General features: G+C 69.1%; 21 protein-coding genes and 1 pseudogene. 10 read left to right on the plus strand and 12 right to left on the minus strand.

What is annotated here, in order from left to right:
- Positions 1 to 8: 8 nt before the first annotated feature.
- Together OG524_RS29045 and OG524_RS29050 are read left to right on the plus strand one after the other, a co-directional pair.
- Complete coding sequence (locus tag OG524_RS29045) at positions 9 to 395, plus strand: WXG100 family type VII secretion target (RefSeq protein ID WP_405387757.1); 387 nt, start codon at positions 9 to 11, stop codon at positions 393 to 395.
- 176 nt (positions 396 to 571) lie between these two features.
- Positions 572 to 1,255: a hypothetical protein gene (locus OG524_RS29050; RefSeq protein WP_405387756.1), complete on the plus strand. Its 684-nt coding sequence runs from the start codon at positions 572 to 574 to the stop codon at positions 1,253 to 1,255.
- Positions 1,256 to 1,550: 295 nt separating this feature from the next.
- Here OG524_RS29050 and OG524_RS29055 read toward each other — a convergent pair whose 3' ends face one another.
- On the minus strand, positions 1,551 to 3,080 hold the full coding sequence (locus OG524_RS29055) for a helix-turn-helix domain-containing protein (protein WP_384493963.1): 1,530 nt from the start codon (positions 3,078 to 3,080) through the stop codon (positions 1,551 to 1,553).
- A 184-nt stretch (positions 3,081 to 3,264) separates the two neighbouring features.
- Between OG524_RS29055 and OG524_RS29060 the strand changes: the two genes are divergently transcribed.
- The 4 genes from OG524_RS29060 to OG524_RS29075 all read left to right on the plus strand — a co-directional run bounded on the left by OG524_RS29060 (position 3,265) and on the right by OG524_RS29075 (position 7,352).
- Positions 3,265 to 3,708: a helix-turn-helix transcriptional regulator gene (locus tag OG524_RS29060; protein WP_405387755.1), complete on the plus strand. Its 444-nt coding sequence runs from the start codon at positions 3,265 to 3,267 to the stop codon at positions 3,706 to 3,708.
- 10 nt (positions 3,709 to 3,718) lie between these two features.
- A complete protein-coding gene (locus OG524_RS29065; RefSeq protein ID WP_405387754.1) occupies positions 3,719 to 4,129 on the plus strand; it encodes a VOC family protein in 411 nt (136 codons plus the stop codon).
- 113 nt (positions 4,130 to 4,242) lie between these two features.
- Positions 4,243 to 6,639, plus strand: coding sequence for an ATP-binding cassette domain-containing protein (locus OG524_RS29070; protein WP_405387753.1), 2,397 nt, complete (start codon positions 4,243 to 4,245; stop codon positions 6,637 to 6,639).
- Between the two features lie 119 nt (positions 6,640 to 6,758).
- Positions 6,759 to 7,352 (plus strand): DinB family protein, encoded by a 594-nt coding sequence (locus OG524_RS29075; protein ID WP_405387752.1) that lies wholly within the window; start codon positions 6,759 to 6,761, stop codon positions 7,350 to 7,352.
- A gap of 124 nt (positions 7,353 to 7,476) precedes the next feature.
- Here OG524_RS29075 and OG524_RS29080 read toward each other — a convergent pair.
- Positions 7,477 to 7,943: pseudogene (locus OG524_RS29080) on the minus strand (hypothetical protein); the annotation flags it as partial.
- A 381-nt stretch (positions 7,944 to 8,324) separates the two neighbouring features.
- Between OG524_RS29080 and acnA the strand changes: the two are divergent.
- Together acnA and OG524_RS29090 are read left to right on the plus strand one after the other, a co-directional pair.
- Positions 8,325 to 11,039, plus strand: coding sequence for an aconitate hydratase AcnA (gene acnA / locus OG524_RS29085; RefSeq protein WP_405387751.1), 2,715 nt, complete (start codon positions 8,325 to 8,327; stop codon positions 11,037 to 11,039).
- A 67-nt stretch (positions 11,040 to 11,106) separates the two neighbouring features.
- Entirely contained in the window at positions 11,107 to 12,336 is a 1,230-nt protein-coding gene (locus OG524_RS29090; RefSeq protein WP_405387750.1) for an ROK family protein, read from the plus strand.
- Positions 12,337 to 12,389: 53 nt separating this feature from the next.
- On the opposite strand, the gene OG524_RS29095 is transcribed toward OG524_RS29090, so the two are convergent.
- Together OG524_RS29095 and OG524_RS29100 are read right to left on the minus strand one after the other, a co-directional pair.
- Entirely contained in the window at positions 12,390 to 12,548 is a 159-nt protein-coding gene (locus tag OG524_RS29095; protein WP_405387749.1) for a hypothetical protein, read from the minus strand.
- A gap of 950 nt (positions 12,549 to 13,498) precedes the next feature.
- Positions 13,499 to 14,113, minus strand: a complete 615-nt coding sequence (locus OG524_RS29100; RefSeq protein WP_405811955.1) for an RBBP9/YdeN family alpha/beta hydrolase — start codon at positions 14,111 to 14,113, stop codon at positions 13,499 to 13,501.
- Between the two features lie 74 nt (positions 14,114 to 14,187).
- Here OG524_RS29100 and OG524_RS29105 point away from each other — a divergent pair, with 74 nt between their 5' ends.
- Complete coding sequence (locus OG524_RS29105; protein WP_405387747.1) at positions 14,188 to 15,090, plus strand: LysR family transcriptional regulator; 903 nt, start codon at positions 14,188 to 14,190, stop codon at positions 15,088 to 15,090.
- 27 nt (positions 15,091 to 15,117) lie between these two features.
- Here OG524_RS29105 and OG524_RS29110 read toward each other — a convergent pair whose 3' ends face one another.
- From OG524_RS29110 to xylA, 8 genes are all read right to left on the minus strand, one after another.
- Entirely contained in the window at positions 15,118 to 15,249 is a 132-nt protein-coding gene (locus tag OG524_RS29110; RefSeq protein WP_405811956.1) for a hypothetical protein, read from the minus strand.
- A gap of 654 nt (positions 15,250 to 15,903) precedes the next feature.
- On the minus strand, positions 15,904 to 16,350 hold the full coding sequence (locus tag OG524_RS29115; protein WP_405387744.1) for a hypothetical protein: 447 nt from the start codon (positions 16,348 to 16,350) through the stop codon (positions 15,904 to 15,906).
- Positions 16,350 to 16,574, minus strand: coding sequence for a hypothetical protein (locus OG524_RS29120; RefSeq protein ID WP_405387743.1), 225 nt, complete (start codon positions 16,572 to 16,574; stop codon positions 16,350 to 16,352). Before OG524_RS29120 ends, OG524_RS29115 begins: the two co-directional genes overlap by 1 nt.
- Positions 16,575 to 16,953: 379 nt before the next feature.
- On the minus strand, positions 16,954 to 18,333 hold the full coding sequence (locus OG524_RS29125) for a GH1 family beta-glucosidase (protein ID WP_405811957.1): 1,380 nt from the start codon (positions 18,331 to 18,333) through the stop codon (positions 16,954 to 16,956).
- Positions 18,334 to 18,341: 8 nt separating this feature from the next.
- Complete coding sequence (locus OG524_RS29130) at positions 18,342 to 19,199, minus strand: carbohydrate ABC transporter permease (protein WP_405387741.1); 858 nt, start codon at positions 19,197 to 19,199, stop codon at positions 18,342 to 18,344.
- 5 nt (positions 19,200 to 19,204) lie between these two features.
- A complete protein-coding gene (locus tag OG524_RS29135) occupies positions 19,205 to 20,176 on the minus strand; it encodes a carbohydrate ABC transporter permease (protein WP_405387739.1) in 972 nt (323 codons plus the stop codon).
- A gap of 11 nt (positions 20,177 to 20,187) precedes the next feature.
- Complete coding sequence (locus OG524_RS29140; RefSeq protein ID WP_405387738.1) at positions 20,188 to 21,450, minus strand: extracellular solute-binding protein; 1,263 nt, start codon at positions 21,448 to 21,450, stop codon at positions 20,188 to 20,190.
- Positions 21,451 to 21,588: 138 nt separating this feature from the next.
- The gene (gene xylA / locus OG524_RS29145; RefSeq protein WP_405811958.1) at positions 21,589 to 22,758 is read right to left on the minus strand and encodes a xylose isomerase; all 1,170 of its coding nucleotides are present in this window, start codon (positions 22,756 to 22,758) and stop codon (positions 21,589 to 21,591) included.
- Positions 22,759 to 23,081: 323 nt separating this feature from the next.
- Here xylA and yicI point away from each other — a divergent pair, with 323 nt between their 5' ends.
- Positions 23,082 to 25,310 carry an alpha-xylosidase gene (gene yicI, locus OG524_RS29150; RefSeq protein ID WP_405811959.1) on the plus strand — a complete coding sequence of 743 codons (2,229 nt, stop codon included), beginning with the start codon at positions 23,082 to 23,084 and terminating at the stop codon, positions 25,308 to 25,310.
- Positions 25,311 to 25,313: the final 3 nt, after the last annotated feature.

Below are 25,313 nucleotides of genomic sequence, written 5' to 3' on the forward strand. Positions count from 1 at the left end.
GGACCGACATGGGTGATGAGCCGAAACTCGCTTATACGTCTTCGCAGTTGAAAAAACTGGCGGACGATCTGGATGACATGCACGAGTATCTCGGCAAGCAGTTCAAGCGCATGGACGAGATCGTCGACGGCATCGAGGCCGGCTGGCAGGGCCCCACTGCCACGTCCTATCGATCGCTCCACCGCGGCGCCGCAGAGGACGCCGTTCGCATCGGGCAGACCATTCAATTCCTGGCGGAGGCCATTCGTCTGAGCGAAGGAGGCTTCACGGACCAAGAGCTCGAGACTCTTGAACAGTTCCGCAGAGTCCAGGTCGACGTCGATATAGAAGCAGCCGCAGACGTCCTGTCCACGCCGTCGAACCAGCAGCCTCGCAGTCGCCTGCAAGACCTCTGAAGCGCAGGGGCCTTCCCCTCGACATGACCGGAGGTCATCCACGGTGCCATCTCCGGACGAGGCCGACCGGGTGTGATTGCCTGTGCTGCGTACCGGCCACGCGTGGGCGGGTGCGCCGGGACGGCGTACCCGCGTCGCACCTGGTTGCGAGTGCTGAGCGTCGCCATCGTGGGCGGATGACTGCACCGTCCGTTCCCACGACCCATGCGCAACCCCTCGAGGCTGTGCTTCTCCAGCGGTTCAGCTCCACCCAGCGTGGCGTGCACCGCGCGGCAGGCCGTAGGGCGGCGGAGCAGTTGTCGCGCGCCCAAGCCGCCGGAGACACGACCGCCGAGCTCGAAGCACTGCAGAAGCGTGTCTGGCAGCTAGAAGAGGACGCCACGTCCTGGGAGGACATGGCACAGAGCTGCATGGATGCCTGGAGCGAGAACCCTCCTTTCGGATCGGATTCCGTGCTCACTTTCGAAGCTCTCACCAAGGCGTCGGAGGAGCACATCGTGTTCACGGCGAGAGCGGCGCGCGCCTGGAAGGACTCCCGCTACCCGTCCCCCCAGGAGATGACCGACCGGCTGACCGCCCTCGCGCAGGCTGCGATGGACCTATACTCCCATTCCGGCAAGATGCCCAGGCTGGCCCAGTGGTTCTACGACGACCACGGACTGAGATTCGCGCCCAACGACGAGAAACTCAGCAAGGACAAGGACAAGCGTTACTTCACGGTCAACGGGAAGCGCTGGGACGGACTGCCGCACATCAAGGTACGGGACGCCGTCTCGCCCAACGAGGTCGGACGCATCTACTTCGCCCTCGACTCCGAGGGGAAGCGGTACATCGCGAACCATGTGGGACTGCACCTGTAGCCGGCCCCGGCGGGCACTTTGGCGGCCTGTTCACCGACTGTTGGCTGTGACGCTCGTTTGACGCTCCAGGTACCCACACGCAGGACGGCGAGCTGAAAAATGGTGTCTGACCTGGGGTTTTCCGTGACTTGCCCAGGTCGACGTCTTTCCGATGACTCATCACGTGAAGAGCGCGGTGCACGTCGTCGCTCCTGGCCCAAAGTCCCAGAAAAGTCCCAGGGACTCCGCCACACCCCGCCTCAACTTGCATTTGTGCAGGTCAGAAGGGGTGCGACGGGGCCATTTTTGCGGACTTTCAGATGTCCCGAAAGATCTCGATCTGCGCGCCCACGGAGTTGAGGCGTTCCGCCAGCTCCTCGTACCCCCGGTTGATCACGTACACGTTGCGCAGCACGGACGTTCCCTCGGCCGCCATCATCGCCAGCAGCACCACCACTGCCGGGCGCAGTGCGGGCGGGCACATCATTTCGGCGGCGCGCCAGCGGGTCGGGCCCTCTACCAGGACGCGGTGCGGGTCGAGGAGTTGCAGTCGGCCGCCGAGGCGGTTGAGGTCGGTGAGGTAGATGGCGCGGTTGTCGTAGACCCAGTCGTGGATCAGGGTCTTGCCGTGCGCGGCGGCCGCGATGGCCGCGAAGAACGGCACGTTGTCGATGTTCAGTCCGGGGAACGGCATCGGGTGGATCTTGTCGATGGGTGCCTCCAGTTTGGAGGGCCGGACCGTCAGGTCCACCAGCCGGGTGCGGCCGTTGTCGGCGGCGTACTCCGACGTGCGGTCGCAGTCGACGCCCATCTCCTCCAGCACCGCCAGCTCGATCTCCAGGAACTCGATGGGGACCCGGCGGATCGTCAGCTCGGACTCCGTCACCACGGCGGCGGCCAGCAGGCTCATCGCCTCGACCGGGTCCTCCGACGGGGAGTAGTCGACGTCCACGTCGATCTCCGGTACGCCGTGCACGGTGAGGGTCGTCGTCCCGACCCCGTCGACCCTGACGCCGAGCGCCTCCAGGAAGAAGCACAGGTCCTGGACCATGTAGTTGGAGGAGGCGTTACGGATGACGGTCGTGCCGTCGTGCCGGGCGGCGGCCAGCAGGGCGTTCTCGGTCACGGTGTCGCCGCGCTCGGTCAGCACGATGGGGCGGCCGGGCCGGACCTCGTGGTCGACCTGCGCGTGGTAGAGCCCGTCGGTCGCCGCGATCTCCAGGCCGAAGCGGCGCAGGGCGATCATGTGCGGCTCGATGGTCCGCGTGCCGAGGTCGCAGCCGCCCGCGTACGGCAGGGTGAAGCGGTCCAGGCGGTGCAGCAGTGGGCCGAGGAACATGATGATCGACCGGGTCCGGCGCGCGGCGTCCGCGTCGATGGACTCCAGGTCGAGCTCGGCGGGCGGGAGGATCTCCAGGTCGACACCGTCGTTGATCCAGCGGGTGCGCACACCGATGGAGTTGAGGACCTCCAGCAGGCGGAAGACCTCCTCGATGCGGGCCACCCGGCGCAGCACGGTCCGGCCCTTGTTGAGCAGCGAGCCGCAGAGCAGGGCGACACAGGCGTTCTTGCTCGTCTTGACGTCGATGGAGCCGGACAGCCGACGTCCGCCGACCACCCGCAGGTGCATCGGTCCGGCGTAACCGAGCGACACGATTTCGCTGTCGAGGGCCTCGCCGATACGGGCGATCATCTCAAGGCTGATGTTCTGGTTGCCGCGCTCGATGCGGTTGACGGCGCTCTGGCTGGTCGAGAGCGCCTCGGCAAGCTGTGTTTGTGTCCAGCCCCGGTGCTGACGGGCGTCACGGATGAGCTTGCCGATACGTACGAGGTAGTCGTCTTCCATGCCCGAACGCTATCTCAGATATGAGATGAAGAGCGCGGCGGGGTGTGCCGTTCGAGTGATGGTTGGGTGCCGACCCGGCGTCAGGCCCGGCGTCGGTCCCGGGGCGGTCCAGGTGCGGGACCTCGGTAGAACGTCGGTGGAATCGGGCTGCCGGGTGGCCCCGGTGCGTCGTACGCTCTCGTACGTGACCAGCAGACCCACCACGGAGCAGCGCTTGAGCGACCTCGTGCGGCTGCGCCGGATCCGTGACCGGATCGACCGGGAGTACGCGCGGCCGCTGGACGTCGAGGCGCTGGCCCGGGGCGAGCACATGTCGGCCGGGCACCTCAGCCGTGAGTTCCGGCAGGCGTACGGCGAGTCGCCGTACGGCTATCTGATGACACGGCGTATCGAGCGCGCGATGACGCTGCTGCGCCGTGGCGACCTCGGCGTCACCGAGGTCTGCTTCGAGGTCGGCTGCTCGTCGCTGGGCACCTTCAGTACGCGCTTCACGGAGCTGGTCGGTATGCCGCCCAGCACCTACCGGCGAGAGGCTGCCCGGGCCACCGCGGGCATGCCGTCGTGCGTGGCGAAACAGGTGACCAGACCGATCAGGAATCGAGAAGCGCGGCCACCGGGCCGAAGCTAGCGTGAATCCCATGGACCTCACGATTCACTCGACGTTCCTCCCCCACGACGACCCGGACGCGGCCCTGGCCTTCTACCGCGACACGCTCGGCTTCGAAGTCCGCAACGACGTCGCCTACGGCGAGATGCGCTGGATCACGGTCGGCCCGGCCGGTCAGCCCGACACGTCCATCGTCCTGACCCCGCCGGCCGTCGACCCCGGCATCACCGACGACGAGCGACGCACCGTCGTCGAGATGATGGCCAAGGGCACCTACGGTCACATCATCCTGGCCACCGACGACCTCGACGGCACCTTCGAGCGGGTTCGGTCCGGCGGCGCCGACGTCGTCCAGGAGCCGACCGAGCAGCCGTACGGTGTCCGCGACTGCGTCTTCCGCGACCCTGCGGGCAACCTCGTCCGCATCAACGAGCGCCGCTGAGCCGTCCACCGGCACCGACACGAGGTGCCGGACGTACTGCCGGAAGCTGGTCGGACCGAGCCGGGCGACACCGACGGAGGCCGCGCCGGCGGGCCCGCCCCACAGATGGAGACATGACGAGCATGGCCACGAAGAAGGACGCGCAGTCGCCTGCGCCGCACGCCGCAGACAGCCACGACCTGATCCGCGTGCACGGGGCGCGCGTGAACAACCTCAAGGACGTCAGCGTCGAGATCCCGAAGCGCCGGCTGACGGTGTTCACCGGTGTCTCCGGTTCCGGCAAGAGCTCGCTGGTGTTCGGCACGCTCGCCGCGGAGTCGCAGCGGATGATCAACGAGACCTACAGCGCCTTCGTCCAGGGCTTCATGCCTTCGCAGGCACGCCCCGAGGTCGACGTACTCGAAGGCCTGACGACGGCGATCATCGTCGACCAGCAGCGCCTCGGTGCCGACCCACGTTCCACCGTCGGCACCGCCACCGACGCCAACGCCATGCTGCGCATCCTCTTCAGCCGGCTCGGGAAGCCGCACATCGGCTCGCCCAAGGCGTACTCCTTCAACGTCGCCTCGATCAGCGGGGCGGGCGCGGTCACGATGGAGCGCGCCGGGCGGACCGTGAAGGAGCGCCGCGACTTCCGGATCGTCGGCGGCATGTGCCCGCGCTGCGAAGGCCGCGGCAATGTCTCCGACATCGACCTCACCCAGCTCTACGACGACTCCAAGTCGCTCGCCGAAGGCGCTTTCACCATCCCCGGATGGAAGTCGGACAGCTTCTGGACGGTGCGGGTCTACGCAGAGTCGGGCCTGCTCGACCCGGACAAGCCGATCCGTAAGTTCACCAAGAGGGAGATGCACGACTTCCTCTACCGGGAGCCGGTCAAGGTGAAGGTCGAGGGCGTGAACCTCACCTACGAAGGGCTGATCCCCAAGATCCAGAAGTCGTTCCTGTCCAAGGACCGGGAGGCGATGCAGCCGCACATCCGGGCGTTCGTGGACCGTGCCGTCACCTTCACCACCTGCCCCGACTGCGACGGCACCCGGCTCGGCGAGGCGGCCCGGTCGTCGAAGATCGCCAGGATCAGCATCGCCGACGCCTGCGCGATGCAGATCAGCGACCTGGCCGAATGGGTCCGGGGCCTCGACGAGCCCTCGGTCGCGCCGCTGCTCACCACTCTCCTCGGAACCCTCGACTCGTTCGTGGAGCTCGGGCTCGGCTACCTCTCCCTCGACCGGTCGGCGGGCACGCTGTCGGGCGGCGAGGCACAGCGCGTGAAGATGATCCGGCACCTCGGCTCCTCGCTCACCGACGTCACGTACGTCTTCGACGAGCCCACCATCGGCCTGCACCCCCATGACATCCAGCGGATGAACAACCTGCTGCTGCGACTGCGGGACAAGGGCAACACCGTGCTCGTCGTGGAGCACAAGCCGGAGACGATCGTGATCGCCGACCACGTCGTCGATCTCGGTCCCGGTGCCGGTACGGGCGGCGGCACCGTCTGCTTCGAGGGCACCGTCGAGGGACTGCGGGCCGGCGACACGGTCACCGGCCGCCACTTCGACGACCGGGCGGCCCCCAAGGAGGACGTGCGCAAGCCCACCGGGACGCTGGAGATCCGCGGCGCGACGACGCACAACCTGCGCGACGTCGACGTGGACATCCCGCTCGGGGTACTCGTCGTCGTCACCGGCGTCGCCGGTTCCGGCAAGAGCTCGCTGGTGCACGGGTCGATCCACACGGGCGAGGACGTGGTCTCGATCGACCAGGGTGCGATCCGCGGCTCGCGGCGCAGCAACCCGGCGACGTACACCGGACTGCTCGACCCGATCCGTAAGGCGTTCGCGAAGGCCAACGGCGTGAAGCCGGCCCTCTTCAGCGCCAACTCCGAGGGCGCCTGCCCCACGTGCAACGGCGCCGGTGTCATCTACACGGACCTCGCGATGATGGCCGGTGTCGCGTCCGTCTGCGAGGAGTGCGAGGGGAAGCGGTTCCACGCATCGGTGCTGGAGCACCACCTCGGTGGCCGCGACATCAGCGAGGTCCTCGCGATGTCGGTGACCGAGGCCGCCGAGTTCTTCGGCGACGGAGAGGCCCGTACGCCGGCCGCGCACCGCATCCTGGAGCGGCTCGCCGACGTCGGGCTCGGCTACCTCAGTCTCGGCCAGCCGCTCACCACGCTGTCCGGCGGCGAACGGCAGCGGCTCAAGCTGGCGACGCACATGGGCGAGAAGGGCGGCGTCTACATCCTCGACGAGCCGACCACCGGCCTCCACCTCGCGGATGTCGAGCAACTGCTCGGCCTGCTCGACCGGCTCGTGGACTCCGGCAAGTCGGTCATCGTCGTCGAGCACCACCAGGCCGTCATGGCACACGCCGACTGGATCGTCGACCTCGGTCCCGGCGCGGGACATGACGGCGGGCAGATCGTCTTCGAGGGCACCCCGGCCGATCTCGTCGCCGCCCGCTCGACCCTCACCGGCGAGCACCTCGCGGCCTACGTCGGCGCCTGACCAGGCCCCCTCGGGGCCGACCAGGGCACTTTCGGGGGCACCGTGGGGCGGGATCGTCGCCCCACGGTGCCCCCCGAAAGGCCGGTGGACAAAGATCGCGCGGGCGGCAGACTGGCGCCATGAGCGCATCCGATCCGAAGGCCGACCTCCACTTCTACCTGCAGTCAGCCCGCGACACCCTGCTGTGGAAGCTCGACGGGCTCCCGGAGTACGACGTACGGCGGCCGATGACGCCGACCGGCACCAACCTCCTGGGGCTGGTCAAACACGCGGCCGGTTCGGAGCTGGGCTACCTCGGGGAGGTCTTCGGACGGCCGTCCGGCGAGCCGCAGCCCTGGCTCGACGAGGACGCCGAGCCCAACGCGGACATGTGGGCCACCGCCGACGAGTCACGCGAGCACATCGTCGCGTTCTACCGCCGGGCGTGGGCGCACGCGGACGCGACGATCGATGCGCTGACGCTGGACACGCGCGCCCGGGTGCCGTGGTGGCCGGCCGGCCGGGACGAGCTGACGTTGCACCATGCCGTGGTGCGCGTGATCGCCGACACGCACCGGCACGCCGGGCACGCCGACATCCTCCGGGAGCTCATGGACGGCGCCGTCGGGATGAACCGAGGCAACGACAGCATGCCGCCGGGCGACCAGGCCTGGTGGGCGGCCTACCGGGACCGACTGGAGCGCACCGCCTGGGAGGCCGGCGAGGAGGCGTGACTCGCCCGGTGGGGTGGGTCGGTGTCGGGCCGGGGGTCGGCGAGGAGGCGTGACCCGCCCGGTGGGGCGGATCGGTGTCGGCCCGGGGGTCGGCCAAGACGCGCGACGCCGGTGGGACGGGTCGGCGCACCGGCCCCCGCTCGTCGACGAACACGGTGGGCGTGGACAGGAACACCTCGGCGTCCACCGGCCCGCAGGCGATGTTGAAGGTGTCCAGCCAGTACGACCAGTCCCTGATCCCGGCCTTGCTGCTGAAGCGGTAGTTGAGCTGCCGGCGCACCCACTGGCCCGGGGCCAGCCGCACCGCCGGGGGGCGACGCGGCCGGGGCGGCAGGCCGTACCAGGGCTCCACCCGGGGGAGGACCCCCAGCCGCCCGTCGGACTCGCGGAGCCGGACGGCTACCGCGCGACGGTCCTCCCGGGTCTCGCGCGGTACGAAGCCGTCGTCCTCGCGCATGCGGATCACGTGCCCGAGGCGGCCCCTGCCTGTGGGAGGGGGAAGCCGGCCGGGGCGGCGTTCCTGAGCGTGGCGGCCGGCCCTCCCCGGGACCGCTTGGACGACGTCCGTATCCACTGGACGGTGATCTCCATGGTCTGCCCCTCGACGTGCCGGGGAGCCACCCTGTGCCGGTGCTCCCGGCCCTCCGACGTGATTACCTGCGCGGCCGGGTCCACCGGAACGGGCGGCGTGGCGAGCCGGAGCGGAGGGTGCGGCGAGCGGGTTCGCCGGGAGAACCACCCGACCGGACGGGAACGGACGGGGGCGCCCGCGCATGACCGGGCGGCGGCTATGTACTAGAGTTATCTCGACATCGAGATATCTGCCGAGGCATACCGCAGCCGCCGCTCAGTAAGGGTTACCTAACTAATCCTTAGCTTAGCGGATGGTGGGGGCCGCAGGCGGCACCGAGCGGCGCAGGCCGCCATGAGGCGCGGCGCGGAGATACGCGCACATTGAAGAAGGAGACTGTCGTGTCGGCGAACAGCTTCGACGCCCGCAGCACGCTGCGCGTGGGCGACGAGTCGTACGAGATCTTCAAGCTGGACAAGGTCGAGGGCTCGGCGCGCCTCCCTTACAGCCTGAAGGTGCTGCTGGAGAACCTGCTCCGTACCGAGGACGGCGCGAACATCACCGCCGATCACATCCGGGCACTGGGTGGATGGGACTCGCAGGCCCAGCCCAGCCAGGAGATCCAGTTCACGCCGGCCCGCGTGATCATGCAGGACTTCACGGGCGTCCCGTGCGTCGTGGACCTCGCCACCATGCGTGAGGCCGTGAAGGAGCTCGGCGGCGACCCGGCGAAGATCAACCCGCTGGCCCCGGCCGAGCTGGTCATCGACCACTCCGTCATCGCCGACAAGTTCGGCACCAACGACGCGTTCGCGCAGAACGTCGAGCTGGAGTACGGCCGCAACAAGGAGCGCTACCAGTTCCTGCGCTGGGGCCAGACCGCCTTCGACGAGTTCAAGGTCGTCCCCCCGGGCACCGGCATCGTCCACCAGGTCAACATCGAGCACCTGGCGCGCACCGTCATGGTCCGCAACGGCCAGGCGTACCCCGACACGCTCGTCGGCACCGACTCCCACACCACCATGGTCAACGGCCTCGGTGTGCTCGGCTGGGGCGTCGGCGGCATCGAGGCCGAGGCGGCGATGCTCGGCCAGCCCGTCTCCATGCTCATCCCGCGCGTCGTCGGCTTCAAGCTGACCGGTGAGCTCCCGGCCGGCACCACCGCCACCGACCTCGTGCTGACCATCACCGAGATGCTCCGCAAGCACGGCGTCGTCGGCAAGTTCGTCGAGTTCTACGGTGAGGGCGTCTCCGCCACCTCCCTCGCGAACCGCGCCACCATCGGCAACATGTCGCCGGAGTTCGGCTCCACCGCCGCGATCTTCCCGATCGACGACGAGACGCTGAAGTACCTCCGTCTGACCGGCCGTGACGCCCAGCAGGTCGCGCTCGTCGAGGCGTACGCCAAGGAGCAGGGCCTCTGGCTGGACCCGGCCGCCGAGCCGGACTTCTCCGAGAAGCTGGAGCTCGACCTCTCCACGGTCGTCCCCTCCATCGCCGGCCCGAAGCGCCCGCAGGACCGCATCGTCCTCGCGAACGCCAAGGCGCAGTTCGCCCAGGACGTACGCAACTACGTGGCGGACGACGAGGAGGCGGGCAAGGAGTCCTTCCCGGCCTCCGACTCCCCGGCCGCCTCCAACGGCGTCCCGTCGAACCCGGTCACGGTCACGGCCCCCGACGGCACGACGTACGAGCTCGACCACGGCGCCGTCACCGTCGCCGCGATCACCTCCTGCACCAACACCTCGAACCCGTACGTCATGGTCGCCGCGGCGCTCGTGGCCAAGAAGGCGGTCGAGAAGGGCCTGACCCGCAAGCCGTGGGTCAAGACCACCCTCGCCCCGGGCTCCAAGGTCGTCACCGACTACTTCGACAAGGCGGGCCTGACCCCGTACCTCGACAAGGTCGGCTTCAACCTCGTCGGCTACGGCTGCACCACCTGCATCGGCAACTCCGGCCCGCTGCCGGACGAGGTCTCCAAGGCGGTCAACGAGCACGACCTGGCCGTCACCTCGGTGCTCTCCGGCAACCGCAACTTCGAGGGCCGGATCAACCCCGACGTCAAGATGAACTACCTGGCGTCCCCGCCGCTGGTCGTCGCGTACGCCATCGCCGGTTCGATGAAGGTCGACATCACCAAGGACGCCCTCGGCGTCGACCAGGACGGCAAGCCCGTCTACCTCCAGGACATCTGGCCCTCCGAGGCCGAGGTCAACGACGTCGTCGCCAACTCCATCGGCGAGGACATGTTCAACAAGTCCTACCAGGACGTCTTCGCGGGCGACGCCCAGTGGCAGGCGCTGTCGATCCCCACCGGCAACACCTTCGAGTGGGACTCCGAGTCCACCTACGTGCGCAAGCCCCCGTACTTCGAGGGCATGACGATGGAGACCACCCCGGTCTCCGACATCACGGGCGCCCGCGTCCTGGCCAAGCTGGGCGACTCGGTCACCACCGACCACATCTCCCCGGCCGGTGCGATCAAGGCCGACACCCCGGCCGGCAAGTACCTCACGGAGCACGGCATCGAGCGCCGTGACTTCAACTCCTACGGCTCGCGCCGTGGCAACCACGAGGTCATGATCCGCGGTACGTTCGCCAACATCCGCCTGCGCAACCAGATCGCGCCGGGCACCGAGGGCGGCTTCACCCGCGACTTCACCCAGGCGGATGCCCCCGTCTCGTTCATCTACGACGCCTCGCAGAACTACCAGGCCGCGGGCACCCCGCTCGTCATCCTGGCGGGCAAGGAGTACGGCTCCGGCTCCTCCCGCGACTGGGCGGCCAAGGGCACCGCGCTCCTGGGCGTCAAGGCCGTCATCGCCGAGTCCTACGAGCGCATCCACCGCTCCAACCTCATCGGCATGGGCGTCCTCCCGCTCCAGTTCCCGGAGGGGCAGACCGCCGAGTCCCTCGGTCTGACCGGCGAGGAGACCTTCTCCTTCACCGGCGTCACCGAGCTGAACAACGGCACCACGCCGACCACCGTGAAGGTCACCACCGACACCGGAGTGGAGTTCGACGGCGTCGTCCGCATCGACACCCCCGGTGAGGCGGACTACTACCGCAACGGCGGCATCCTGCAGTACGTGCTCCGCAGCCTGATCCGCAGCTAAGGGATCCGAAGGCAACGAGGGCCGTACCCCCCGGGGTACGGCCCTTCGCCGTTAGGCTCACCACCTGATGAAGAACAACCTCACCTCGCCGGCGGCCAAGGCCGGACACGAGTCCGTGCGCCGTCACAACCTGAGCCTGGTCCTCCGGACCGTCCGCGACGAGGGCGAGGTCACCCGGGCCCGGGTGGCGAGCCTCGTCGGGCTCACCAGGGCCGCCGTCTCCTCCCTCGTCGAGGAACTCCTCGCGCTCGGCTGCATCGGCGAGTCCGGCAAGACCTCCAGCGGATCCGCCGGCCGCCCCGGCACCGTACTGAAACTCGCCAGGACCGGTCCGGCGGGGCTCGGGGTGGAGATCAACATCGACTACGTGTCGGTGTGCGCAGTCGACCTCACCGGCACCGACCGGGTCCGCGTCACCGAGCACACCGACCACCGGGGCGTCCCGGCCGCCGAGGTGCTCGCCCACGCGGCCCGGCTCACCAACCGGGTCATCGGGTCCACCCGCGAACAGGAACTGCGCGTCGTCGGCGTCGAGCTGGCCCTGCCCGGCCTGGTCTCCGGCGGCGTCGTGCGCCAGGCACCCAACCTCGGCTGGAACAGGGTCGCCGCCGAGGGCATCTTCGGGCAGGCGCTCAGCACCCTGCGCCCGGCGGGCCGGGCCCTCGCGGTCGGCTCCGACAACGAGGCCAACCTGGCGGCCCTGGCCGAGCTCTGGTTCGGTGGGCTCGGCGGCGTACGCACCTTCCTCTACGTCACCGGTGAGATCGGCGTCGGTGGCGCGCTCGTGCTGAACGGCGAGATGCTGCGCGGCGCGCACGGATTCGCGGGCGAGATCGGCCACATGGTCGTCGACCCGCAGGGCCCGCTCTGCCGCTGCGGGGCACACGGCTGCCTGGAGCGGTACGCGGGCCGGGCGGCGCTGCTGGAGGCAGCCGGGATCGACCCCGACACGGGGGTCCGGGGGATCGGCGAGCTGGAGCAGCGGGCCGCGGCCGGGGAGGCGCGGGCCGTGAAGGCGCTGGGGGAGGCGGGGGACCGGCTGGGCGTGGTGCTGGCCGGTGCGGTGAACCTCTTCGACCCGGAGGCGGTCGTCCTGGGCGGGATATACCGGAACCTGATGCCCTGGCTGGAGGAGTCCGCGGACGCCCAGCTCACCGCGCGCGTGGTGTCGGGCCGGTGGCACGAGAAGGGCAGCCGGCTCCGGGCCTCGTCACTCTCCGGAGACGCGGCGCGGGGCGCGGCGGCCCGGGTGGTGCACGGCGTACTGGACAACCCGGCGGCGTACACGACGCGTTGACGGGCCGTTGCCGCGAGCGGCTTCGCTGCCCGGTCCCGCCGGATTCCTGCCGTTCACAGGTCGAGGGCGCGCGCGAGTGCCGCGGTGACCGGGGCGGAGTGGCCGGGCAGATTCTCGGAGACCCATGCGCCGGCCAGTGCCAGGAACGCGGCCAGATCACGTTCGGCACCGTCGAGCAGGCGGCCGAGCTCGGTGGCGGACAGCTCGATCACCGGGCTGTCACTCCGGTCGGCGTCGACGGTCAGCCGGACGGTGTCGCCGAGGCGTTCGGCGAGGGGGTCCGGGTCGTGTCCGAAGGAGGCGCAGGCACGTTCTCCGAGTACCTCGTGCCAGTCACGCCATGGCCACCCTCAACACCACGAAGGCCAAGCCCTGATGAGAACTCCGATGGGTGCAGATCTTTTGAGGGTCCGGCTCACCTGCGATTTCGTAGGGATCGAGTCCGTCGTCACCACGGAGTCTTCGCGGCCGACCTGCCCGCCTGTCTCTCATGGCACCCGTCCGGACGCGTCGACGCCGTATGGCCGGGCGTTACTGACACGGCGTAGCCGTGGTGAATCAAGACCTGCAGGTCACGCTCGTTCCCGACACCCTCAAAGGATCTGCACCCTTCGGCGTTAGCATCGATTCGCGACCGTCCGGGCCACCATCGACGTCAGCCGGACGGCCACCGCTTCGAACCCGTGCATCCCCGACCTCGCGGACGGCATCGTAGGCAGATGAACGGCGTCGATCGGTGGCAATCGCCAAGAGGGACCCCTCGGGTCCAACAGTCGGGTGCGCGGTCGGCAGGCCCGCGATCAGCTGGGATGGAAGCCCGGGAACGACTCCGTCACCCACTGGATCCGCCAGCGGCTCACCGCGACCGAGGCCGGCTGAACCGCCTGTCGCACCCTCAGGAAGGAGTGCCGGCCGGCCTGACCGGCATCCCGCACCCGTGTACGGAGTCTCGTGGTCGGTCCCAGGGTCCTGGCCGCGGACGAGTACATTCCCACCCGGCCCGGGGCGTCACAACGCGACAGCGTCCTCCTGGAATTCAGGCGAGCACGTCGACGCCCCCAACGGGAAATCCTGTTGGTCGGATCTCCACGATCCACCTGACCAGGATGCCCGCGGTCACGAGGCACGCCGCCCGCCGACGGCCGGCGGACTGCACACGCGACTATGTGCGGGGAGGCCGCTCCAGTACCTGCCCCGCAGACCGGGGGTTGACGGGGGCCGAGGGTTCGAGGCACCAGTCGAGGACTGACGGCCAGGGGCCGTAGCCAGCGGGCAGGTCCAGATGGGCTCCGCCCGGCACCGTGTCGGTGTCGAGGCCGTACGGCCGGCCGTAGTGCGCGGCGGCGCCTCCCGGGCAGTACGGGTCGTTGTCAGCGGCGACGAGCCGGGTGTGCCCGGCGGCGTGGAGCCGCGGGGCGTCAACCTCCGGCGGGGCGAACGTGGCGACCTCCGGGTATTCTCCGACCACTTGGGGCGAAGGCGGTGCGACCAGAAGCACCCGGTCGGCGCGGACGTCACCCGTGCCCCGTGCCGTGGCGTGCAGCCACAGCAGGACGGAAAGGCTGTGGCAGATGACCACTCGCTCCTCGCCCTGTAGTTCGCCGAGCAGCCGGTGAAGTTCTCCGAGCCACACCTCCAGGTCGGGGTCGTCGGGATTCGGCAGCTGCGGATAACTCACATGGTGGCCCAGAGCGGTCAGTTCGTCTGCCAGCCAGTGCTGCCAATGGCCCGCGGGCCGGTGGTTCTGGAATCCATGGAGGATCAGGAACGAGGTCATGAAGCGATCGTCGGCCCATCCCACGCCTGAGGTCCAGTTAATGTTTGTATATGGAACAGGTAAGCAGAACCTTCATGATAGATCTTCGCCGCCTGGGGGCGCTGCGCGAGCTGGGCCGCCGGGGCAGCCTCGCGAGGACGGCCGAGGCCCTGCACCTCACTCCTTCCGCAGTGTCCCAGCAACTCGCCGCACTCTCCCGCGAGTTGGGGGTTCCGCTGATCGAGCGGGAGGGGCGCGGGGTTCGGCTCACCGGGCAGGCCCAGGTCGTCCTGCAGCACGCCGACCTGATCGCCGCCCAGATGGAGCGAGCCCGCGCGGACCTCGCCGCCTGGAACCACGGCCGCCACGGATCGGTGACCATCGGTGCCTTCTCCAGCGCCATCTCGGGCCTGCTGCCCGCTGTGCTGCGCGCTCTGGCCGAGACCCGGCCGGACATCGACATCGCGGTCGTGGAGGCTGAGCCGCCGGACCTGTTCACCCGGCTCGACGCAGGGCAGATCGATGTGGCCGTCGCAGTGGACTTCGCCGAGGCACCGCCGTACACCGACCGTCGCTACACCCGTACCGGTCTCCTCACCGACATCCTCGACCTGGCTCTGCCCGCCGACCACCGCTACGCGCATCTGGACCGGGTCCCCCTGAGAGACCTCGCCGCCGACCCCTGGATCGTCGGGGACGCCCGCAGCTGCTGCGGTGCGGTCACCCGCTCCGTATGCGCCGCCGGCGGCTTCACCCCCGAAATCCGGCACGCCGTCAACGACTGGCAGTCGCTTGCCGCCCTCGTCGAGGCCGGAGCAGGGGTGGCACTCGTACCCCGGCTGGTACAGCCGCTGCATCGCGGCGGACTGGTGCTGCGCCCGCCCGCGGGACAGCAGCCCAGCCGAAATCTCTTCGCCGCGGTACGCACGGGCTCCGAGAACCATCCCCTGTTCGCCGCGGTCATGGACCACCTGATCACGGCCGCCAAGGGAGCCTGACGCGACTCGCGACGGGCTGAGACACGATCAGAACACTCCCGGTGCAGCGGGCATCTCGTCGTTGGCGCGGCCGCGGGGCCGGGCCAGGGAAAGCCGACCTCCGGTCGCGATCGGCATCGCGATCTTCCGGTACCGGCTGTACGACATCGACACCGTCATCCGCAAGACGGTCCTGTACTCCCTGCCGGCGGCGTTCGTCACCACGGTCTACCTGACCATCGCGGTGGGCGTGGGTTCACTCGTCGGGTCCCGGGCGGGCCGCGGTGCGCTGCTGCCGCCGGTGGCCACAGCGGTGGCCGCGCTGGGTTCGGCGGAGTGCGCACCGGGCCCAACGCCTTGCCGACCGTGTCGTCCACGGCGCTCAAGACACCCCGTACGAGGCGCTGGTCACCTTGCGATCACTGGACGACGCTCCTCGGTGGGGAGAACTTGCCGGTCCCGGCACTGGCAGGACTCCATCACGCTGCCGTGACTTGCGAGCACGTTGTGCCATGCGCGCCCAGGCACCTTGCGGGTCCTGTTCAGGCAGGTCGGCACCATCGGCGGGGCGGCCCGTCGGCAACCCCGGCCCAAGAGCGTACGGACCTGACGGATCCTGCAAGCCGTATGGGTGCAGATCCTTTGAGGGTGTCTGGCACGAGCGTGACCTGCGGGTTCGTGATCCAGCAGGGCTACGCCGTGTCAGTAACGCCCGGCCGTACGGCGCCGACGCGGATCAACGGGTGCTGTGAGAGACAGACGGGCAGGTCGGCTGCGACGGGCTCCGTGGGACGATGGACTCGATCCGTACAAAACCGCAGGTGGGCCAGACCCTCAAAAGATCTGCACCCAACTCCGATAGCCGCTCCACACCTCATGCAGCCGCTTGCGTCCCTGGTCAGCCTCGTCCACCAACTCGTCCAGAGCCGCACGGGCGAGAGGAACGAAGCGCCGCCGCATGTCCTCCACGAGAGGGCCCGTTTCCGCTGCTGAGGAGCGATAGCGATCCTTCTGCTCATCAGTCGGCGGCCCCTTACTCAGTTCCATCAGGTACTGGATGGGCGGGTGGATGTGCCGATCTATGGCTTCGGCGTACTCGGCACCAGGCTGCGCCACACCAGCGGGTCCTTCGAGCTCAACCGAGGTCGCCGCCTGCCGAGGCGCGCGTACCGCATCGATGGCTGCACCACGCCGTATGTCATAACGATGCTGGTCGTAGGGCTCCAGCGTCAGCCGTGCCAGTTGCCAGACAGCCCCCTGCGCTTCATGAGCTGCATCCATCAAGCCTTGGTAAGCAGCTTGTCGACGATCCCGGCGCCACCTCCGGTGCCCGACCCGTAGTTCACGAGGCGCAGCGCGATCTTGCGCGACCTCTTGGCGTATCTGCTGCCGTTCCAGAGCCTCATTTTTCGCCGCTCGATCCGAGCGGTCACAAGCGCCGTCAGCCCGCTGCCCAGCAGCGTGCCGACGATCGCGATGACCGTGGTCATCAAGGTGCTCGTCACAAGGAGACATGGTGAAGCACGGCCGCGCACCCATCCGGGCGATCAGCGCAAAGCCGCCTCCGTCCAATCAGCCTTCCTCAGGAGGCTGCACTCGAACCCGTACCTCACCTCAGTGCCCCTACGCGCCGACAACAAGAGAGGCCAGATACGTGCACGACATCTGTCGCACCGCCCCGCCCACACCTCTAACCGGCTGGCCAGGCACAACCCGACCAGCACGAACACCTACGGATCAGTAGCCATACAGAAGGGCACAGCCCTCGCCGTCGGCGCTCCCGATTTCCGGAGCCTCCCGGCAGGGGCGTACCCACCGTGCACACGGACCCGGGGCGTACGCGCCGTGATGCACGCGTACGCCCCGGGTCGAGGAATCAGGCGATCAGGCCCTGTGCGCCGCGATCAGCTGCTGGTACCAGCGGTAGCTGTCCTTCGGCGTGCGCTCCAGGGTGTCGTAGTCGACCCGGATGATCCCGAACCGCTTCGCGTAGCCGAGCGCCCACTCGAAGTTGTCCAGCAGCGACCACACGTAGTAGCCGCGTACGTCGACCCCGGCGTCCATGGCCGCCCGCAGAGCCGTCAGGTGGGTGCGCAGGTACTCCACCCGGCCGGCGTCCCGGACCGAACCGTCCGCCTCGACGCTGTCGAACTCCGCCGAGCCGTTCTCCGTGATGTGCACCGGCGGCAGGGCGTCACCGTACGTCTGCTTCAGCACGGTCAGCAGGTCGGTGAAGGACTGCGGGACGACCGGCCAGCCCATCGCCGTCCTGCGGACCTCGGGGTAGTCGCCCTCCGCGTACCGGTTGTCCGTGGCGACGCGCAGCGCCGGGTCCGCCTCGCGGTGCGGGGCGGCGGCGACCACGATCGGCCGGTAGTAGTTGATGCCCAGGAAGTCCATCGGCTGCGAGATCAGCTTCAGGTCGCCCTCGCGGCGGAAGTCCTGACCGGTGATCAGCTCGCCCCAGGTCTCCTCCTCGGTGGCCGGGTAGCGGCCCGCGAGGAGCGGCTCGGTCCACACCAGGTTGTGCTGGGTGTCCGCGCGGACGACGGCGGCGAGGTCGGCGTCCGACTCGGTGGCCGGGACGTTGCGGTCCAGGTTCAGCGTGATGCCCGCCTCGCGGACACCCGCCGCGCGCAGCGCGTCCATCGCGTGGCCGTGACCGACCAGCAGGTGGTGCGCGGCGGCCAGCGCCCCGCGCCCCTCCTGGGCGCCCGGCGCGTGCCGGCCCACGGAGTAGCCGAGGAACGCGCTGCACCACGGCTCGTTGAGGGTGATCCAGCGCGGCACCCGGTCGCCCAGGTGCTCGGCCATGATCGCGGTGTACTCGCCGAACCGCTCCGCCGTCTCCCGTACCCGCCACCCGCCCCGGTCCTCCAGGGCCTGGGGGAGGTCCCAGTGGTAGAGGGTCGCGGCCGGCTCGATGCCCGCCTCCAGGAGCGAGTCCACGAGCCGGGAGTAGAAGTCCAGCCCCTTGGGGTTCACCGCCCCACTGCCGTCGGCCTGGATGCGGGACCAGGCGATGGAGAAGCGGTACGAGTCCACCCCGAGGTCGCGCAGCAGTGCCACGTCCTCCGGGTAGCGGTGGTAGTGGTCGCAGGCGACGTCGCCGGTGTCGCCACCGTCCGTCCTGCCCGGGGTGTGGCTGTACGTGTCCCAGATGGACGGGCCGCGGCCGTCCTCCCGTGCGGCGCCTTCGATCTGGTACGAGGCCGTGGCCGCGCCGAACACGAATCCGGGCGGGAAGACCGGGAAGTCACTCATGGGAACCCTTACTTGACCGAGCCGCCGGAGATCCCGGCGGCGATGTACTTCTGGGACAGGACGAGCAGGACCGCCGCGGGCACCGCGGAGAGCACGGACGCGGCCATGACCGAGCCCCAGTCGCCGACGTGGGCCCCGATGTACTGGTAGATGCCGAGCGTGATCGGCTTGACGTCGTCCGTCGTGTTCAGCGTGAGCGCGAACATGAAGTCGCTCCACGCGTACAGGAAGGAGAACAGCCCGGCGGTGATCAGCGAGTTGCGGCTCATCGGCAGGACGACCTGGACGAACGTCCGGATGCGGCCCGCGCCGTCGACCTCGGCGGCCTCTATGACCTCGCGCGGGATGGACACCATGAAGGAGCGCATCAGCACGATCGCGAACGGGATGCCCAGCGAGGCGTCCGCGAGCATCAGCCCGAAGTAGGAGTTGACCAGGCCGAGGTCCACGTACGCGCTGTACAGGGCGTTGGCGATGACGATGCCCGGCACCATCTGGGTGATGAGCGTGCCGAAGACGATCGTCTTGCTGCCGCGCAGCTTGAACTGCGCCAGTCCGTACGCCGCCGGGGCCGAGATCGCCAGACAGATGGCCACGGCGCCGAGGGCGACGGCCAGCGAGGTCAGCAGGTTCGCGCCCTGGTCGGTGATGGCCGAGGTGAAACCGGAGAAGTCGATGCCCGTCGGCACCGGGCCCACGTCGACCAGGCTCGCGTCCGGCTGCAGGGCGGTGTTGATCATCCAGTACAGCGGGAACAGCATGACGGCGAGGATGACGACGCCGAAGACGGTCGCACCCCAGCGGCGCTTCGGCCGGTGGGTGGCCGCGGGTGCCGGGGCGGCGGGGATCTGGGTGGTGGTCGCCATGCCGGTCACTTCCCCTCGTTGCGGTTGACCCGCAGGTAGAACACCGCGAAGACGGCGGAGATCAGGATCAGGATGTTGCCGACCACGGCACCGGCCCCGAAGTCCATCTGGACGAACGAGTTCTGGTACGTGAGCGTGCCGAGCGTCTGCGTGGAGTCGGCGGGGCCGCCGTCGGTGAGGGCGAGCACCAGGTCGAGGATCTTGACCGTCGACATGAAGCCGAGCACCAGCACCACCGTGATGACGGGCTTGAGCATCGGCAGCGTCACCGAGCGGAACGTACGCCAGGCGGAGGCACCGTCGAGCGCTGCCGCCTCGTGCAGCTCCTTGGGGACCTCCTGGAGGCCGCCGTAGAGGATCACCATGTTGAACGGGATGCCGATCCAGATGTTCACCAGGATCACCGAGACCAGCGCCATGCTCGTGCTGGTCAGCCAGGGTGTGTCGCCGCTGAAGCCGATGGTGCCCAGGAAGGAGTTGAGGACACCGGTGTCCTGGTCGAAGATGCGCCGCCAGACGATGCCGGAGACGACCATCGGGACCAGCCACGGCAGCAGGATCAGCGAGCGCAGGATCCCGTTCAGCGGGAAGCGGCGGGTGAAGAAGACGGCGAGGGCGAGACCGATGCAGAACTGGCCCAGGAGCGATCCGACGGTGAAGAGGATCGTCTGCCACAGGGCCTTGCCGAACAGCCCGTCGTTGAAGACGTTGCTCCAGTTGTCCGTTCCGTTGAACGGCGCCTCACCGGTGAAGAACGTGGACGGCGAGTAGTCCTGGAAGCTCATCACGATGTTGCGGACGAGCGGGTAGCCGAAGAACAGCGCCATGAAGATCACGGCGGGGGCGATGAAGCCCCACTGGGCGAGCTGCTTGCGGCGCTTGGCGCGCCGCGGGCTCACGGGCTTCCTGACCGTGCCGGCCGCGGGGGCCTTCGGGTCGGCCTGCAGCGCTGCGGCGGAGGCTGTGGTGGATGACATCGTTCGGTACCTCAGTTCCCGCTCGTGACCTGCTGCTGGGCACGCTTCAGAGCGGCCTCGCTGGACTCGCCGGTGAGGGCGGACTGGAAGGCGCTCTGCAGGGCGAGCGACACGGACGACCACTGCGCGCCGACCTTCGCGGTACGGGAACGGGCCGTCGAGACCTGTCCGGCCAGGGCCGCCAGCTCCGGGGCCTTCGTACGCCACACGGCGGCGGCCTTGGTGTTCGCCGGGACCATCCAGCTGTTCAGGGCGTAGGTGATCTGCTCCTGCTCGCTCGCCATACAGCCGATGATCTCGGCGGCCATCTTCTCGCGCTCGCTGTCACCGGTGTTGGGCACGGTCAGCACGGCGCCGCCCAGCGGACCGACCGAGTCGTCCCCGGCCTCGGGCACCGGGATCTCGGCCATGCCCCAGTTGAGCCCCTTCTTGGCGTTCAGGCTCTCGACCTGCCACGGGCCGTTGATCATCATGGCCGCGTTCCCGGCCATGAACTGGTCGTTCACGTCGGCCTGGGTCCAGTTGACCGTGGACTTGGAGAGCGAGCCGTCCTTCAGCAGGCCCTTCCAGTAGTCGAGCGCACCGGCGACCTCGGGGCTGTCGAGCTTCGTCTCGTCGCCGCCGTTGGACCACATGAACGGGGTGAACTGGAAGACGCCGTCCTCCGCGCCGCCCGCGCTCAGCGCGAGACCGTAGCGCTTGCCCTGCGTGAGCTCCTTGGCGGTCGACCGCATCTCGTCCCAGGTGGTGGGCACCTTCAGCCCGGCCTCGTCGAGGATGTCCTTGTTGTAGAACAGCGCCAGGGTGTTCACCGTGCGCGCGGCCCCGTAGTACGTCCCGTCGTACGAACCGAAGTCCACGATGCCGTCGGGTATGTCCGTCGTGGTCAGCCCGAGATCCTTCAGCGGGATCAGCCCGCCGGGCTCGGCGAACGTCGGCATCTCGGAGGCGTCCAGCTGGAGGACGTCCGGCAGCGACTTCGACGACGCCATGCGCAGCGCCTTCGTCATCACCTGTGCGGCCGGCACGCTCTGCTGCTCGATGGTGACTCCGAGCTCCTTGCTGCAGCGTGCGAGCGTGTCACTGTCCCAGCGGTGGTACGACTCGTCGGTCGAGGAGTTCATGACGGTGTAGACGTCCTCGTCCCGCTGCTGCCCGCACCCGGACAGAACAGTGCCGGCGACGATCGCGGAGACGACGGTGAGAGGAACGACGATCCGCCTGGTGCGGCGGCTGGGGCGTCGGTCCGTTCCGTCCGGGGATATTTCTGTCACGGTGGTGCCCTTGCATGAGGGGGTGGCCGACCCATGGGAACGCTCCCACGGGCTGATCGTCAAGACCGTGCGCGGATTCGGCGAGGCCGCACGCGGAAGGCCGGGTGCCCGGCGGCGGACCGCCGGACACCCGCGACATCAGCGGACGCCGAGCAGGTGGTCCATCGCGAGCCGGTCCAGGGCCTCGAAGGCCATCGAACGCCCGGCGGCGGCGTCCACGTCGAACTCCTCGAACGCGGAGCGGTCCGCGAGCAGGCCCTTGAGCCCGTCGGCGGCGGTCGGCTGCGCCAGCTGGTCCAGACGGGAGGCGAGCAGCGCCTCCTGCACGGCCGGGTCGGCACGGAAGGCCGCGGCACGCTCCTTGAGGATCAGGTAGTTCCGCATGCAGTTCTTCGCGGACTCCCACACGCCGTCGATGCCGTCGGTGCGCACCGGCTTGAAGTCGAAGTGACGGGGGCCCTCGTAGCCGCCCTGCTCCAGCAGGTCCACGAGCCAGAAGGCCTGGCGCAGGTCGCCGGCACCGAAACGGAAGTCCTGGTCGTACTTGATGCCGGACTGGCCGTTGAGGTCGATGTGGAAGAGCTTGCCGGCCCACATGGCCTGGGCGATGCCGTGCGGGAAGTTCAGGCCGGCCATCTGCTCGTGACCGGTCTCCGGGTTGACGCCGACGAGCTCGGGGCGCTCCAGGCGCTCGATGAAGGCCAGGGCGTGGCCGATGGTCGGGAGGAGGATGTCGCCGCGCGGCTCGTTGGGCTTGGGCTCGATGGCGAAGCGGAGGTCGTAGCCCTGCTCGGTGACGTAGTCGCCCAGGAGGTCGAAGGCCTCCTTCATGCGGTCCAGGGCCACCGGCACGTCCTTGGCCCCGCCGGACTCGGCGCCCTCGCGGCCGCCCCACGCCACGTACGTCTCGGCGCCCAGCTCGACGGCCAGGTCGATGTTGCGGATGGTCTTGCGCAGCGCGTAGCGACGGACGTCGCGGTCGTTGGAGGTGAAGCCGCCGTCCTTGAACACGGGGTGCGTGAACAGGTTGGTGGTCGCCATCGGGACCTTCAGCCCGGTGCGCTCCAGCGCCTCCTTGAAGCGCGCGATGTGCGTGGCGCGCTCGCTCTCGGAGGAGCCGAACGGGATGAGGTCGTCGTCGTGGAACGTCACACCGTGGGCGCCGAGCTCGGCCAGCCGCTCGACGGACTCGACCGGGTCGAGCGCGGGGCGGGTGGCGTCACCGAACGGGTCGTTGCCGCGCCAGCCGACGGTCCAGAGGCCGAAGGTGAACTTGTCCGCAGCGGTGGGGGTGAAGCGGTCCGACATTGATCAGCCTCTTGTCGACGAAGTCACGGACGGCTGCGCGCCGACCGACCAATTTGTTTGCTTGCAGTACTAATACTCCATCCCGCCGTTGGTTTCTAGACCGTTTCCGTGATGTTTCGTTCACTCGGTGTCAATGTGGCCGATCCGTCGGTCCTGCCGGGGGTTCGGATACTCGGGCAATCCGGTGGTTCCTGTCGTGTACGCGCCCGCCCGGTCGTATTTGTTTTGTGTACGATCAAAATCGGGAGGACCCGTCGCCGCGTCTGCCGCAGGCGCCTGACGTCCCGCATCACCGACTTCCGAGACGGCTAAGGACCACCCCCATGAAGTTCACCGACGGCTTCTGGCAGTTGCGCAGCGGTGTGCACGCCTCGTACGCCACCGAAGTCCGCGACGTCCGGCTCGACGAGGACCGTCTCGCCGCCTACGCCGCCGTCAAGCGTGTCCAGCGCCGCGGCGACACACTGAACGCGCCACTGATCACCGTCGAGGCCCACGCGCCGGCCGAGGGTGTCATCGCGGTGCGCCTCACCCACCACACCGGCAAGCGGCCCAAGGGCCCCGACTTCGAGCTCCCGGGCGCCTCGGCGCGCTCCGCGGCCACGGTCCGGACCGAGGGCGCCACCGCCGAGCTCACCAGCGGCCCGCTGACCCTGCGGCTGCCCACCGAGGGCGCCTTCGGCCTGGAATTCCTCGACGGCGACGGCCGGACCCTCACCTCCGCCGGGCGCAAGGGCACCGCGTTCGCCACCGTCGACGGCGGCGGCCACCACATGGTCGCCCAACTCGCCCTGGGTGTGGGCGAGACCGTCCACGGCCTCGGCGAGCGGTTCACCCCGTACGTCAAGAACGGCCAGACCGTCGACATCTGGCAGGCCGACGGCGGCACCAGCAGCGAGCAGGCGTACAAGAACATCCCGTTCTACCTCTCCTCGCGCGGCTACGGCGTCTTCGTCAACCACCCCGGCAAGGTCTCCTTCGAGGTGGGCTCCGAGGCCGTCGGCCAGGTGCAGTTCAGCGTCGAGGACCAGGCGCTGGAGTACTTCGTCATCGCAGGCCCCACACCGAAGGACGTCCTCGCCCGCTACACCGCGCTCACCGGCCGCCCGGCCCTGCCGCCGGCCTGGTCGTTCGGCCTCTGGCTGTCCACGTCGTTCACCACCTCCTACGACGAGAAGACCGTCAACTCCTTCGTCGACGGGATGGCCGAACGCGGAATCCCGCTCAGCGTCTTCCACTTCGACTGCTTCTGGATGCGCGAGTACCAGTGGTCGGACTTCGAATGGGACCCGGCCGCCTTCCCCGACCCGGTGGGCCAGATCGCCCGGCTCAAGGAGAAGGGCCTGCGGATCTGCGTCTGGATCAACCCGTACATCGCACAGAAGGGCGCGCTGTACGAAGAGGGCGCCCGCAAGGGCTACTTCGTCGAGACCACCGACGGCGACATCTGGCAGTGGGACAAGTGGCAGGCCGGCATGGCGCTGGTCGACTTCACCAACCCCGAGGCCACCGCCTGGTTCCAGGGCAAGCTCAAGGGACTGCTCGACCAGGGCGTCGACGCCTTCAAGACCGACTTCGGCGAGCGCATCCCCACGGACGTCGTCTGGCACGACGGCTCCGACCCGGAGCGCATGCACAACTACTACACGCACCTGTACAACAAGGCCGTCTTCGACCTCCTGGAGAAGGAGCGCGGCCAGGGCGAAGCCGTCCTCTTCGCCCGCTCGGCCACCGCGGGCGGCCAGCAGTTCCCGGTGCACTGGGGCGGTGACTGCTGGTCCTCCTTCGAGGCCATGGCGGAGTCCCTGCGCGGGGGGCTGTCCCTGTCGCTGTCCGGTTTCGGCTTCTGGAGCCACGACATCGGCGGCTTCGAGGGGACGCCCGACCCGGCGGTCTTCAAGCGCTGGCTCGCCTTCGGCCTGCTCTCCTCGCACAGCCGGCTGCACGGCTCCTCGTCCTACCGGGTGCCGTGGGAGTTCGGCGAGGAAGCGGTGGACGTGGCCCGGCAGTTCACGCTGCTCAAGCACCGCCTGATGCCGTACCTCTACGGGGCGGCGGTCCAGGCCCACCGCACGGGCGTCCCGACGATGCGCCCCATGCTGCTGGAGTTCCCCGACGACGCGACCGCCCGCACGGCGGACCGCCAGTACCTGCTGGGCCCGGACCTCCTGGTCGCGCCGGTCTTCACCGACGACGGGCAGGTGGAGTACTACGTCCCCGAGGGCACCTGGACCCACCTCCTCACCGGCGACACCGTCACCGGCCCCGGGTGGCGCCGCGAGACCCACGGCTTCGACAGCCTGCCCCTCCTGGTCCGCCCCGGTGCCGTACTGGCGCTCGGCGCGGACGAGTCCCGCCCGGACGGCGAGTGGCTCGACGACCTGGAACTCCGCGTGTTCGCCCCGGCCGGAACCGGCGACTTCACCCGCACGGTGACGGTCCCCGACCTGACGGGCGCGCCCGCGGCGACGTACGAGGTGGTCCGTGAGAGCGGTGAGGTCCGGGTCACGGCGGACACGGACCGGCCGTACAGGGTCACGGTCGTAGGCTGAGAT

This window comes from Streptomyces sp. NBC_01520 (genome assembly GCF_045040375.1).
Taxonomy (GTDB): Bacteria; Actinomycetota; Actinomycetes; order Streptomycetales; family Streptomycetaceae; genus Streptomyces.

Coding starts and splice junctions, on each gene's coding strand:
- OG524_RS29065 (WP_405387754.1), top strand. CDS start 3,719: ATGGACCTCACGATTCACTCGACGTTCCTCCCCCACGACGACCCGGAC.
- OG524_RS29100 (WP_405811955.1), bottom strand. CDS start 14,113: ATGACCTCGTTCCTGATCCTCCATGGATTCCAGAACCACCGGCCCGCG.
- OG524_RS29075 (WP_405387752.1), top strand. CDS start 6,759: ATGAGCGCATCCGATCCGAAGGCCGACCTCCACTTCTACCTGCAGTCA.
- OG524_RS29070 (WP_405387753.1), top strand. CDS start 4,243: ATGACGAGCATGGCCACGAAGAAGGACGCGCAGTCGCCTGCGCCGCAC.
- OG524_RS29130 (WP_405387741.1), bottom strand. CDS start 19,199: ATGGCGACCACCACCCAGATCCCCGCCGCCCCGGCACCCGCGGCCACC.
- yicI (WP_405811959.1), top strand. CDS start 23,082: ATGAAGTTCACCGACGGCTTCTGGCAGTTGCGCAGCGGTGTGCACGCC.
- OG524_RS29110 (WP_405811956.1), bottom strand. CDS start 15,249: ATGACGGTGTCGATGTCGTACAGCCGGTACCGGAAGATCGCGATGCCG.
- xylA (WP_405811958.1), bottom strand. CDS start 22,758: ATGTCGGACCGCTTCACCCCCACCGCTGCGGACAAGTTCACCTTCGGC.
- OG524_RS29115 (WP_405387744.1), bottom strand. CDS start 16,350: ATGGATGCAGCTCATGAAGCGCAGGGGGCTGTCTGGCAACTGGCACGG.
- OG524_RS29105 (WP_405387747.1), top strand. CDS start 14,188: ATGATAGATCTTCGCCGCCTGGGGGCGCTGCGCGAGCTGGGCCGCCGG.
- OG524_RS29125 (WP_405811957.1), bottom strand. CDS start 18,333: ATGAGTGACTTCCCGGTCTTCCCGCCCGGATTCGTGTTCGGCGCGGCC.
- OG524_RS29055 (WP_384493963.1), bottom strand. CDS start 3,080: ATGGAAGACGACTACCTCGTACGTATCGGCAAGCTCATCCGTGACGCC.
- OG524_RS29045 (WP_405387757.1), top strand. CDS start 9: ATGGGTGATGAGCCGAAACTCGCTTATACGTCTTCGCAGTTGAAAAAA.
- OG524_RS29135 (WP_405387739.1), bottom strand. CDS start 20,176: ATGTCATCCACCACAGCCTCCGCCGCAGCGCTGCAGGCCGACCCGAAG.
- OG524_RS29050 (WP_405387756.1), top strand. CDS start 572: ATGACTGCACCGTCCGTTCCCACGACCCATGCGCAACCCCTCGAGGCT.
- OG524_RS29090 (WP_405387750.1), top strand. CDS start 11,107: ATGAAGAACAACCTCACCTCGCCGGCGGCCAAGGCCGGACACGAGTCC.